General features: G+C 39.9%; 7 protein-coding genes. 6 read left to right on the top strand and 1 reads right to left on the bottom strand.

The genetic code is table 11. The annotated features are described in order from the left end of the window. The first annotated feature begins 242 nt into the window (after positions 1 to 242). The 6 genes from AC5JMK_RS27905 to AC5JMK_RS27880 all read left to right on the top strand — a co-directional run bounded on the left by AC5JMK_RS27905 (position 243) and on the right by AC5JMK_RS27880 (position 10,570). Complete coding sequence (locus AC5JMK_RS27905; RefSeq protein WP_495911470.1) at positions 243 to 1,070, top strand: carbohydrate ABC transporter permease; 828 nt, start codon at positions 243 to 245, stop codon at positions 1,068 to 1,070. 522 nt (positions 1,071 to 1,592) lie between these two features. Beyond that, positions 1,593 to 7,160: a translocation/assembly module TamB domain-containing protein gene (locus tag AC5JMK_RS27900; RefSeq protein WP_495911469.1), complete on the top strand. Its 5,568-nt coding sequence runs from the start codon at positions 1,593 to 1,595 to the stop codon at positions 7,158 to 7,160. 90 nt (positions 7,161 to 7,250) lie between these two features. Then, positions 7,251 to 8,213, top strand: a complete 963-nt coding sequence (locus tag AC5JMK_RS27895) for an N-acetylglucosamine kinase (RefSeq protein ID WP_096675708.1) — start codon at positions 7,251 to 7,253, stop codon at positions 8,211 to 8,213. Positions 8,214 to 8,384: 171 nt separating this feature from the next. Continuing rightward, the gene (locus AC5JMK_RS27890) at positions 8,385 to 8,765 is read left to right on the top strand and encodes a hypothetical protein (protein ID WP_096675707.1); all 381 of its coding nucleotides are present in this window, start codon (positions 8,385 to 8,387) and stop codon (positions 8,763 to 8,765) included. Positions 8,766 to 9,142: 377 nt separating this feature from the next. Then, the gene (locus AC5JMK_RS27885) at positions 9,143 to 9,637 is read left to right on the top strand and encodes a hypothetical protein (protein ID WP_096675705.1); all 495 of its coding nucleotides are present in this window, start codon (positions 9,143 to 9,145) and stop codon (positions 9,635 to 9,637) included. A 150-nt stretch (positions 9,638 to 9,787) separates the two neighbouring features. Next, positions 9,788 to 10,570, top strand: coding sequence for a photosystem II electron transport protein, Sll1252 family (locus AC5JMK_RS27880; protein WP_495911468.1), 783 nt, complete (start codon positions 9,788 to 9,790; stop codon positions 10,568 to 10,570). Between the two features lie 109 nt (positions 10,571 to 10,679). Here the strand turns inward: AC5JMK_RS27880 and AC5JMK_RS27875 are convergent, their stop codons facing one another. After that, positions 10,680 to 13,727: a Tn3 family transposase gene (locus AC5JMK_RS27875; protein WP_495911475.1), complete on the bottom strand. Its 3,048-nt coding sequence runs from the start codon at positions 13,725 to 13,727 to the stop codon at positions 10,680 to 10,682. Between the last annotated feature and the right edge of the window lie 81 nt (positions 13,728 to 13,808).

The following is a 13,808-nucleotide window of genomic DNA, read 5'->3' as shown; positions in this document are numbered from 1 at the left end:
GAGGGTATGTCTACAGTCATGAAATCAGTTATCAGTTACCAATTACCAGTTACTAGTTGATAACTGATAACTGTTTACTGATTTCATCCTTACATCCTTATTTTTACTCACTGTGGTTTAATTTAACTTAACAAGTCACTTATAGTTATAGATTAGCTGTTGCTGGGAGCATTAGTGTAGCTCCTGTAGAATGAGCTTTACTCTCATAACAAAAAACAAATGGTTGGATCTTAATTTAGTTCATGTCCAAGCCACTCTGGAATCTTAAATCTCCCTCTTTATGGAGTTTGGGAATACTTTTGTTAGGGGCGTTGATTGTCTTATTACCCCTTTTTGTAGTTTTCTTGACATCTTTTGCACAGTCTGGAACTATTCCTACTCTGTTCCCTCAAAACGGTTGGTCTTTAGATAACTACCGTCAAGCTTGGCAACAAGGTAAATTATTGCTGGCATTTGCTAATTCTACTTTGGTAGCATTGGCTGTTACAGGTTTTCAGATTGTGACTTCTGCATTGGCAGGTTATGCTCTAGGAAGGCTGAAATTTCGCGGTAGACAAGCATTGCTATTGTTTGTGTTAGCAACACTAGTGATTCCCTTTCAATTACTCGTGATTCCTATATTTCTGGTATTGAAATGGGGACATCTAATTAACACTTACTGGGCTTTGATTTTACCAACAGCAGCTAATGGTTTCGGTATCTTCTTGTTACGGCAATATTTCTTAACAATTCCTGTAGAGTTGGAAGAAGCAGCAGCAATAGACGGGGCTAACCGTTTACAAATTTTGTGGCAAATAATCTTACCTCTAGCACGTCCAGCGTTGGTAACGTTGTTTTTGTTCACCTTTATCGGTGAATGGAATGATCTATTTAAGCCGTTAGTATTTACTACAAAACCCCAATTGAGAACTGTACAGCTAGCTTTGGCTGAGTTTCAGCAGCAATTTACCAATAACTGGCCTTTGCTAATGGCGGCAGTAACTATAGCCACTGTACCTATTTTATTGTTATTTCTCCTTGGTCAGCGTCAATTGATTCAAGGTATTGCCACAACAGGAATTAAAAAGTGAATTGATATCATTTTGTATACTTAAATTAATTTATACTAAAATGTTGTCTTAAATCATGCTAACCATACCAGTATTACTAGGTATACCGATTTTAAATTTTAGAAATTAAATTAAGTGGTATAGGTTAATGCCTTTTTTCTTTAACTTAGGATCGATAATCCACATAATCCACATAGTTTGTTAACTATGAACAAATTGTTGCTGGGATTTAGGTTTGCTTGTCAGCAAATCTCAACAATTCCTGCTTGGAAGTGCCTTTGTGGTTAAATTAAAATTTATTTTTTCACTACATAGACGCGGTAGCGGCTATTTGCAGAAGTCGCTACGCGCCTAAGCGCAGGGTAGACACTAAGACACAAAGAAAACTACGCTTTGAAGGTTACACCTCGACAGGACTAGGTGAAAATGTCAAGGAACTCAGGCTTTCACCTTTAAACTTTTCCCGACTTACACCCGTCAATGTTTAAGATGATGAACGATTAGTGTGCCTCTCCAACTCGGCTAATAATAAACTAAAACCCCATGAGTAAGTCTCCCCAGCAAAATTGTAAATCTCCAATCCTTAGCCTTAGCCTTAGCAACAAACGTTTATGGTTGCTGGTGTTGGGTCGTAGTGGCGTTGCTTTAGGTGGCATTTTAATAATAGGATTTGTCGGTGGTGCTTGGCGGTTGTGGAATTTTATTCAGAAAGATTTAACACCGTTAGCAGAAAAAAATCTTACTACTACACTCAATCGTCCAGTCAAGCTTGGAGAAGTTAAAGGATTTTCGTTGACAGGAGTACAGTTTGGGGCTTCAGCTATTCCTGCGACACCAACAGATGCAGATCATGTTGTAGTCGAAGCTGTAGAAGTTGGTTTTGAACCATTACAGTTAGTTTTTAAGCATCACTTAAAGTTGGATGTCACCCTAGTCAATCCAGACGTTTACGTGGAACAGGATCAACAAGGGCGTTGGCTGACAACCACGATCAAAAAACGAAGTCAGGGCGAACTAATTCAAACAGATTTAGATAAAATACGGTTCCGCAATGCCCAGTTGATATTAGCACCACGCAAGAGAGATATAGAAGACAAAAAAGACAGGGGGAATATAAATCAAAAACTCCCCACGTCTGGTAATTCCGGCGTCATCACATCTTCTCCCCTCTCCTCTCCAGTTCCATTTTCACAAATAAGCGGAACTGCCCAACTGTTAGAAAACAACCAGGTAATTAGGTTGGACTTGACAGGAAAACCAAACAGTGGTGGTAATGTTGGCTTGAAAGGAGATATTCGTCCCAAGACATGGGCTACAAATTTACAAATACGTGGACAAGAGTTACTAGCCTCTGATGTGACGCGCTTAGTTAAGTTACCACTTGTGTTAGAAGCTGGTCGAGTCAATGGCGATTTGCAGATGCAGTTTCAAATTGGGCAAACTCAGCCGCCCATTTTATTTGGTAGTGTTGATTTGCAAACGGTTCGGTTTCAAGTTCCGAAAGTTCCACAACCGTTTTTCAATTCTCAAGGGAGGCTGCGCTTTCAAGGTACAGAAATTAAACTTGACAATGTGATCGGCAGCTACGGCAAAATCCCATTAATCGCTAACGGTATTATTGACACCAATGCTGGTTATAAGTTGGCAGGGCGTGTGAATGGTGTCAATGTCGCTAATGTACAAGAAACTCTTAAACTCAAACTACCTGTACCTGTAACTGGGGAATTGCAAGCAGATTTGCAGTTTACAGGAAAAACAACCGATCCGATGATTACAGGCATTGTTACCACTCACAAGACAGCCCAGATTGATAAAGTTGATTTTGAAAATGCGAGTGGCAAGTTTGAGTTTGCACCAAAAGATGAAGTCATTGTCTTTAAAGACATTCGAGGTAAAGCTAAAGTTGGTGGTGATGTAACGGGTACTGGCAAAGTTGAGTTAGGGACAGTACCTCGTTTGAATTTTAATTTATCTGCTAAGAATGTTCCTGGTGATGCGATCGCTCTTCTTTATAACTCTCAACCGACTATAAAAGTTGGTACTGTCTCTGGTACAGCCCAGATGACTGGTAATACCGACAATGTGCAAACAACAGTACAATTCCAAGCCCCCCAAGCCCAGTATCCCGCCACTGGTGAAGTTGTGGTCAATAGCGATCGCACTCTTAATTTCCGTAATGTTGCTTTGAGTGTCGCTGGTGGTAAAGTTCAGGCTGCTGGCAGTTGGAATAACCAGAATTGGCAAGCTGTGGCTGATGCTAATGGTGTACAAGTAGAACCTTTTGTCAACCCCAAACAACTAGAAAATATCAATCTTGATGATGCCCGCTTCAACGGTCGTCTGTTTCTTTCTGGTAGTTCCGCACCCTGGAAACTGGCTAAGATTCGTACCGAGAATGCTAAAGTTAAAGTCGCAAATGGCACAGTGGCAGTTTCTAATATTCAGCTAGGGGAAAATAGTTTTTCTGCCAAACTTGTGGCGGATGGTGTGAGATTGGTGCATTTACTGAAAAAACCAGCACCCGCCTTAAAGCCAGCATTACAAGCTGCGATGGCCGGTACATTTCAAATATCGGGTAATACAAATAATTTTGACCTCAAAACCCTACGTGGAAATGGTTCAGCCAGTTTAGCTGTTAGCAGTGGTACAGTAACTGCTACAAATATTCAAGTGGCTAGCGGTGTTTATCAGGCACAACTGCAAGCAAAGAACGCTCCACTACAACAATTAACACCATTAATACCGCAATTACACGGCTCAGTCACTGGTCAGTTCAACGTCGCTGGTTCCGTCGAGTCCTTTCAACCAGAGACAATTCAAGCTCAAGGTCAAGCAAAACTCAATGTTGCTAATGGCACTTTCACAGCCACAAATATCCAAGTCGCTAACGGTCGCTATCAGGCTGTAGTGAATGCTGCGGGTGTGGCATTAAATCGGTTTCAGCAGCAGTTAGAAGGTGAATTTGGCGGTAAAGCCCAAGTGACTGGAAATTTGGCAAGTTCTAACTTAGCAGATGTACGGGCAACAGGTAAGGTAAGCTTTTCCCAAGGTCTAGCGGGGATTGATCGACCACTGAGTGCGGTTGTCGGCTGGAATGGAGAAAAGTTGCTCGTTGAACGAGCAACAGCCCCTGGGTTAAATGCCAGTGGTTACATATTAGCCAATACTAATCAAGCTGGCATACCGGAAATTACGGAGTTGAGTCTTGACGTCAAAGCCCAAGATTACAATCTGCAACAGTTGCCGTTAAAGTTGCCTGAATCTGTAGATTTGGCTGGAAAAGCTGATTTTAATGGGCAAATAACTGGTAATTTACCTGTACCAAATTTGGCAGGAAAACTAGCACTACGAGACTTAAAGGTGAATAAATTGGCTTTTGAGTCAGCGTTAAATGGTAACATTCAATCAATGCCAGAAAGTGGTTTAAATTTGGATGTCGCTGGCAAGCGTGATAAAATTGCTCTCAATCTTGATGCCAATAATCGTCCTAATTCTTTCGCTGTGAAATGGCAACAAGCTTTGGCAACTGGTCAAGCACAGGGTGAAAATTTAGCCGCAAAAATCGAAAATTTTCCCTTAAAAGTATTGAATTTGCCAGTACCTGCGAATACTTATTTGGGTAAAGGAGAAGTAACAGGTTCTCTGAGTGGAGATTTTCAAATTAATCAAAATACATTAGCAGTAGTTGGAGATGCGGCGATCGCACAACCGCAACTTGGTCGAATTAAAGGCGATCGCTTACAAGCTCAATTCCGCTATGAAGCTGGTAAAGTCAGCCTGAACAATAGCGCCTTTATTAAAGGAAACAGTCGCTATGCTTTCACTGGTGAGTTTACACCCACAGCTACAACTCCCCAAATCAAAGGCAAACTCAATATCAGGCAAGGTGAAATCCAAGATATATTAACAACACTCCAGTTTTTTGAACTACAAGATTTTCAACGCTTAACATCTACGCCAACCTATGGTAGTGCGAGTGACCTCAACACCGTACCAGTAGGTTTAGGAAATCAACCTGTATTAGATCAAATCCGACGCTTTTCGGAAATTAAAGCACTCATCGCTCAACAGCAACAACAACGGCGTGATGCTTCTTTAGTACCAGATTTAGCAGATTTACAAGGAACTTTTAACGGTGAAATTAATCTTGATACTGCTACAGCAAACGGAATAGCAGCAGACTTTAAATTAGATGGTCAAAACTTTGTCTGGGGACGAAAAAGCGAACCCAATCGGAGATATACAGTAGAGCAAATCATCGCTCGCGGTAAATTTGAAAATGGTATTCTCAGGTTATTACCTCTGCGCCTGGAATCTGAAGATAAACTGCTTGCCTTTACAGGTAATATTGGCGGTACAGAACAATCTGGCCAGCTACGGGTGAAAAATTTCCCTTTGGAAATTTTAAGTAATTATGTCAATTTACCAGTGGGTGCAACAGGTAATATCAACGCTACAGCAACTTTAGCAGGCAGTATCAAAAATCCCCAAGCCAAAGGAGAATTGCAAGTTACACAAGGAACTCTGAATCGAAAAGGCATAGAATCGGCTATTGCTAGTTTTAGTTATAACGATGGACGCTTAAATTTTGGCAGTAACCTCATAGTTGCCAGATCAGAACCTGTTACTATTACTGGGAGTGTTCCTGCTAAATTACCTTTTGCTAGTGCAGCACCAGATAGTAATCAAATCAATCTGGATGTGCAGGTGAAAAACCAAGGTTTAGCAATTTTAAACTTGTTCACCGATCAGGTGGCTTTTGAAAACGGAGAAGGACAAGTCAATCTTACTGTACGCGGAACAAAAGAACAGCCAATAGTCAATGGTATTGCTGCTGTCAAAAATGCCACATTTTCCGCGCAGGCTTTACCAGGAAAATTGACTGATGTCACAGGAAAGGCTCAGTTTGATTTTGACCGGATTAGAGTTGAAAGTCTCTATGGTAATTTTAGTCAGGGAAATGTAGTGGCTAAGGGAGAAATTCCCATTTTCACTAACTCACAAAAACAAATAGATAATCCCTTTACTGTGTCTTTGAATAAGTTAGCAGTGAATTTGAAGGGACGGTATCAAGGAGGAGTGAGTGGTAATTTGCAGATTACTGGTTCTGCCTTAAGTCCAGTAATTGGTGGTAATCTCAAACTAGCTAATGGTCAGGTTCTAATTACAGAATCAGCTAACAACGCTATAAATGCAGGCAATAATGGTCAAGAAATTACTTATGCCAAAACAAATAAGCCAGAAAAATCTGAAAATAGTAATACAGTAACACAATTTAATAACCTAGAGTTGGTATTAGGTAAAAATGTAGAAATTGCCTTACCACCTATTCTCAGTTTTGGCGCTACTGGTTCTTTGAAAGTCAATGGTTCACTTAATAATCCAAAACCAGAAGGAACTATTCGGCTACGGGGCGGAGATGTAAATTTATTTACTACTCAATTTAATCTCGCCCGTGGTTATCAAAATAAAGCGACTTTTAGAGGAAATCAAAATCCTGATTTAGACATCCGCCTTTTTGCTAACGTATTAGATGTCAATCCCTCCCAAGTAACTACCTCACCTTTTTCCTCTGAAATCAGTGATGAAATCATTACGTCCTTTGAACCTGTAAATACAGTCCGGGTTGAAGCCAGAATCGATGGGCCAGCTAACCAACTCAACCAAAATCTCGAACTCACCAGCAATCCTCCCCGCAATCAAACAGAATTAGTTGCTTTACTTGGAGGTGGTTTTGTACAAACATTAGGACGTGGGGATAGCACTTTAGGACTTGTGAATTTAGCGGGTTCGGCTTTGAATATTCAACGAACTTTTAACCAAATCGGAAACGCTTTTGGTTTAAGTGAACTACGTGTGTTTCCGACTGTCGCTTCCGATGATCCTGATAATCCACAAGCAACAAAGAGAACTTTTTCAATGGATCTGGCTGCGGAAGCAGGGATTGATGTTTCGCGTAATATTTCTTTTTCCGCCCTCAAAGTTTTGACGAGTGACGAACCACCACAATTTGGTTTTAATTACCGTTTTAATTCCGAATTACGTCTGCGTACTTCCACTGATTTATCTGGTGATACTCAGGCAGTATTTGAGTATGAAAATAGGTTTTGATTTGGCAAGGATGGGGGATTGGGGAAGGTGGAGTCTACCTTCCCCAATCCCCATTCCATATTATTTTTTAATTTTAATATCTCAAATAATATGAGCTATGTTTTAGGAATAGATGGTGGTGGAAGTAAGACAATTTGTGTCTTAATGAATGATCAAAAAGAAGTAATTTATCGTGGTGAAGCAGGTGCATCTAATTATCAAGTTATCGGAGTTGAAGCAGCTATCACATCTATTCAAACTGCAATTATTACAGCTTTAAATAAAATTGAGAATGTCACAGTAGAAGCTATTTGTTTGGGATTAGCTGGTGTTGGTCGTCCCGTCGATATTAAAATTATCAAAAGTATTGTAGACTATTTGCAAAATAGTGGTTGTATTCCTATAGTCTGGTCATTAAAATCATCTAATATCATCATCGCAAATGATGCTTTGATCGCCTTGGTTGGTGGAATCGGGGATGATGTAGGAATTGTAGTTGCTGCTGGCACTGGTTCTATAGTTTTGGGTCAAAATCAGCAAGGAAATATTAAAAGGGTCGGGGGTTGGGGTTATCTTTTAGGAGATGAAGGTAGTGCCTATAAAATTGCTGTTGCTGGTATGCAAGCGGCTTTAAAATCTTATGATGGACGTGAGATGCAAACCAGAATTGTAGAGGATTTAAAGCAGTATCTCAGTTTAGCAAATATAGAAGATTTAATTGAAGTTATATATCGGCGTGGTTGGGGTGTTAAAGAAATAGCAGCTTTAGCACCAATTATTGATCATGCAGCCACCGCAGGTGATGAAATCGCGAATCAAATTATTGACGGTGCTGTGCAAGAGTTAGTTAAAGCAACTTCTACAGTTATTAATGCTATTTTTAATTCTGGTGATGTTTTGGAAATAGTCACAACTGGAAGTGTATGGCAAGGTGAATGCAAGATGCATGAAAGATTTTCAGCATCTGTTGTGAAGAAATTTCCTGCTACCAAAGTTATTTTGCCAAGATATGAACCTGCTTATGGTGCTGGTTTGTTGGCGTTGAAGAGTTTGGTAGGAGACAAGGAAAATTGAGGCGATCGCCTATGTTGTCTGATATGGTTCATCTGTGTAGGCCAGCTGTACCCCTCTACTAACTACAAAAATCAATACATTTATTTCAACTAAGTTACGGATTGAATTTTTCAGTCAAATTTGGAATAACATAAGCTGAGTGGTCAATTCCTCGGCTAGGAAAACGTTTTTATGACAAAAGTCACAGCGCAAGAAATAGCACAGTTTCGCTCTCAACTCGCAGAATATCCCACAGTGATGGAAGCACTGGATGTAATTGAGGATTGTGATGGCGATCTGGAAGATGCAGCAATGACATTAGCTATTCGAGCTGGACAACAACCAGAAACAGGTAATTCAGAGTGGTTAGATGCTTTGGCGAAAAAGTGGCGTACTCTGATTTGTGAACAGAGATTTCGCGAAGATTTGCTCCAAGGTTCAGTCCAAAGCTTGATGGCACAGATAAAATCAATATCTACATTTCCGCAGATTTTAGCAACACCAGTTTTGATGTATGTCTTCAAACAAGGTGTAAACTCTTTTTGTGAACCACTAGATGAAGTTTTGGAATAAAAATATAGAATTCACAGTCAATTGTCCATCCGTCAAAAATTTTTATTAGTTAACATTGACAATTGACCTTTGATGTTTGACCAAACAAGGCAAAAGTCACTCATTCAAAAGGCACTTCCTAAGAAAAAGTGCTGGTACTAAGCCCCTAAATTTATTTATGGAACGATCAGGAAAACATTTATTACTCTCCGAGAAGCCGCTACGCGTCTATGAGATGCTCCCGCACCGAAGTTGCTATGTCCGTGGTTATTTCCCCTCAATTTATTTATGAGGATTATCTTTTTACTTTTTACTTTTTACTTTTTACTTTTTAACTTTGACCACTGATACCCTGGTAAATAGAGCAAATTTTAACTGAGACAACTTTTGTTATATAAATGAATTACCTTATTGCCGTATTAGCAGACCGTATTCAAGCCGAAGCAGCTTACTTAGCCTTAGAAAAAGAAGGCATAAAAAGTACAATTCTCGGTAAGGGTTATAAAAGTGCCGATGAGTTTGGCTTAATTGATCCCAAAGAAGTAGCTCAAAAACAAGCAAGACTCATGGCTTTCTGGCTAATACCCTTTGGATTTTTTGCAGGAACAACTTTCAGCCTGATCACCGGGTTAGATACTTTTGCTTGGGCGGGTGAAATTGGTAATCATGTAGTAGGGGGATTGCTAGGAGCAGCGAGTGGTGCTTTAGGTAGTGTATTTGTTGGTGGTGGAGTTGGGTTAATTGCTGGTAGTGGCGATGCTTTACCCTACCGCAACCGCTTGAATGAAGGTAAATACTTAATAGTGGTACAAGGTTCTGAAAGTGTTCACCGTCAAGCAACTCGGATTTTACGTCAATTTGAGCCAGAAAATATTCAGGGTTATAAAGAGTAGGTTTTGTTTGTTTGTTGTACCCTGTGGGAAGTCGCGATCGCGTCTATGGAAAAAATCACCACTAACCACTATACGGGCGAGCGGCCGTACTCTAGGAGAAGCCGTTATCGCGTCTACGCCCCTACTCACCATTAACATAATTATTTAATAATGTTACCAAGAGAAGAACTTTTAAAAGGTATTGAAAATAGAGATACTGTTGCTCGTGTCATTGATCAAGCAGAACAGGCGATTAAAACTTGGGAAGTTGTCTTCACAGATTTTGTTTCTCCTCCAGAGTTGGCGGAAGTTCAACGGATATTTAGTCGCTTAACTGAGGTGCAATTACAGGTGTGGGGAGGATATCCGCAAGCAGAACGCCAAAGAATTGCGATCGCACGTTCGGAACTTCCTTTAGATTTATCTCAAGTGGCGATCGCAGCATTAGATATTGCTGGTAATTTTCTCTTTGATACTGCGACTCACCGGGACTTTTTAGGCGCGATGTTAGGAACTGGTATTATCCGTGAAAAGACTGGGGATATTATTGTACTAGGCGAACGGGGAGCGCAGGCGATTGTCGTACCGGAATTGGTGGAATTTTTAGAAATGAACCTCAAGCAAGTGCGTTCAGTTCCGGTTAAAACTCAACGCATTGACTTAAGTGAATTAAAAATACGAGAACCGAAGAAAAAAGAATTAACCACCGTTGAAGCTTCCTTAAGATTAGATGCGATCGCCTCAGCTGGGTTTGGCATGTCCCGCAGTAAAATGGTGGAATTAATTGATGGTGGTGATGTGCGCGTCAATTGGAAAGAAATCACTCAAGCTAGTTCTCAAGTCAAAACAGGTGATTTAATAGCCATTCGTGGTAAGGGACGTTTAGAAGTTGGGGAAATTGCGATTACCAAAAAAGACAGATATCGTCTGCAACTGACTCGTTATATGGCGTAGATCTAGCGAAGCTGTCACCAGGGGCAAGATAGGCTGAAAGTACTGCTATGAAAGGCTTTCAGACTATAAGCTTCTTGGATATACGAACAAAGCGTATTTTTAGACACATTCACCCCGTCTCAATTGGCAACCTGACATTGAGATCCAAACGAAAAGTACCATAGGGATTAACGTGACCCCAAATTAAAGGGGAAAGCGCCCGCAAATCCTCCAACTTCATCAACCGCATCCATTGTGATTGGGACAAAACCTCCTGAATCATTAAAGTATTTATATATACCAAAGATATCTGGAGCAAATGCAGAGATAACACAGCTAATTCTTGGTCGGACAAACGATTAGTAGCAATCTCTCCACCCTTGCCATAAAAAATAAAACTGTTAGCACTATTCCAGTTCTCCACGACATTTAGTCCAGCATTTATCTCTTGTCGCAGTTCAACCGAATGCAGGTATTTACATAAAAATATAGTTTTTACAGCCTTGCCTAATTCCGCCAAGGCTTGATAAGTAGGGTGTAATAAATTACCCCTAGTAAAACGCTTCAAGATGGCTTCAGTTTCTGCCATACCCAAACGCAAAGCAGTAGCATACTTCACCATCTGGTCGTATTGTTGGCGAATTAAATCCCAGTTAATAGCGCGAGTTAAAATCGGTTGCAAGTTTGGATAAGCATCATTATTTCCAGTTGACGGGCGGTATAATTTCTGAACATTTATACGTTTAAGACGGGGCATTAACTGAAAACCCAGTAAATGACAGAAAGCAAAAGCCACTTCATTTTGACCGTGACTATCTACATAATTTGTCTCCACTTTCATTTCAGTACAGTGGCGTAATAATCCTTCAATCATGGCTGCAACTTCAGAGGAAGAACAAGTTTTTAACTGCGAGTAAATACAAACAGAATTCTTCTCAACGTGCCAATAAATCATCACACCCCGTCCACCATAGCGGATGTGCCACTCAGTCATTAAATTTTGATCCCAAGCACCAAACTTTTTCGAGTCAGAAGCGCAGGCGGTTGTACCCTCTCCCCAAATAGTGGGAATTCTGGCAGTAAAAATTGCATTTGCAACACAGGCAATAGCATTGCGTAATTGTTCTTTCTGAATAAAATGACGCTTGACATGGAGTAAATCTTGATAATTATCGCCTTTAATCTCATCGCTTAAACGCTTCAATCCAGTATTCGTTCCTAAACCATATAAACAAAGTAACAAGCGTTTTTGTAAAGTATAGTCGCCTAAAACCTCTCTGGTTGATACAGTCCGAAAGTGTTGGCTAAAATTTACTCGTAAATCAGTTTCCTTGAGAATATCTAAGAGGCTAGTCATCCGCCAACGTCGAGTAATTTCACTTTTTAAGCGAGTCAAATTAGCAGGTTCATTTTGAGGATTCAGAGGAGAAACACAAATTCGACTTTTACCTGTGTTTTTAATTGTGACTAATTTGTTCTTAAGTATTCCTTTAGACAATAAAGTTAATGCTTCATCCATCTGCTTTTGCAAATTAGCAATAAAGACTTCCACATCTGAGGGTTGTTTCAATGCTTGGAAATATTCTAATCTTTGCGCCTCAAAATCAGCAGGTAAATCTTCTTCAGGGTTTCTGTAACGATTAGCGCCTACAACCCAGATTTCCTTGCATCTGAGCTTTTCTCTCAATGCTTGCAGCACGCTCAACTCATAATTAATGCGATTAACTTTGATTTCGTCGTCTGCTCCCGTCTCTAAGATAATTTCTTGCCAACCACTACGTAATACCCCATCAATGGGTATATCTTCTCCTGCATCATAATAACGTTGTTTACTATCAGCATACTTTTTAAGTATTGATATCGCTTGAATAACTGGACGATGAACTTCATTATTTGAACGGAATTCTAGCTTGTTTAAAATTAACGGTAAAATTCGGCGATAATATCCACCATAAGAAGAGCGCATTACCGTATAAACTTTCTCACGGTAAGCATTCCCTGTAGATTTATACTCTTTCACTAAATTCTTAAGAGTTACCTCACTTACCACAGGAAAAATCACATCCTTGATTGTACCATCAGGTGTTTTTAAAGAAGCTTCTGCCATTTGGTATAGGAGATTATTCTTCCCATGAACCCGTTTAAAATCCTGAATAAGTTCTTTATCTACACGTTTTTCTGCGTTGGCACCTATGCGATGCACAATCTGGATGAGTAACTCTACTAAATTATCTATAACTTCTTGACTTCTGAGCCAACAAAAAGCTGTAAATAGTGTGTAGCGGATATGTTCTGGGTGACGGCGTAAGTCACGAGGATGTTCAACTACTACTCGACTTTTATAGACTTGGAGAACTTTGGTAGGGATTTTTTTAAATAAGTCTGCTGGTAATTCTAATTGCTCAAAAATCTCTAACTTAGCGACTTCTTTTTGAAAACTTTCTACACCAATTCTGCCTGGGTCTGTTTTTAATTCAGCCCATGTTAATATGGGAATTTCAGTGCTGATTTCTGAGTTGTTCGTGTTATCTAACTGTTGACATAATTGGATATCTCTCGGATTATTCAGTTGTTTATCATGATTTACTTCTGTGATATCATCTAATTCCTGATCTGAAGCTTTCTCTTTCAAAAAATCATCTATCCACTTTTTAGATTGGTGAGATAGTTGGGAAGTTATGTCCCGAAAAAATTTAGATTCAAAATTCTTGATAGCAGAGCGAATGATACGTTCTAATCTGGAATCTGTTGGGGGTTCAAGTTTTAAATTCCGTAGTCTCGCTATGGCGGCAAGTTTTAGCTGTTCAAATTTTAACTCATAAATTAATGCTTGTTCAGCTAACCAATTAGTTAACTCTTTAGCATCGCTAACTTTGGTTTCTCGAAATCCAAAGAATTCTCTAATTTGAGCGCGATGATATTTTATGGAGCGTCCTTGCCAATCGTAGTAAGAGTACTTCTCTGGGGGAATATCTAAAAGTTTGGCAACATAATTAACAACGCTTATGGAGATTTCTTGATTATTAAGAGGAAACCTGGCATAAATCTCAAAAAACTTCAGCAATATAGCAAAACCTAACCTATTCTCATCATTTTTTTGATTCAGTAATGCTAATTCCTCTGGGACTAGCGTCGCTCTGTGGGGAAGATTGAGCGGGGGCTTACAGCCAAAATTAATCGTAAGACACTTCAGGGTTTAGCGAGCGCACTTGGCGTGCCTCAAGAATATTTGGATGCTGTAATCAAGGGCGAGGAAGTA

This window comes from Pelatocladus sp. (genome assembly GCF_059505505.1).
Note: the sequence above shows the minus strand (reverse complement) of the source record. Positions and strands in the feature narration are given on the sequence as shown.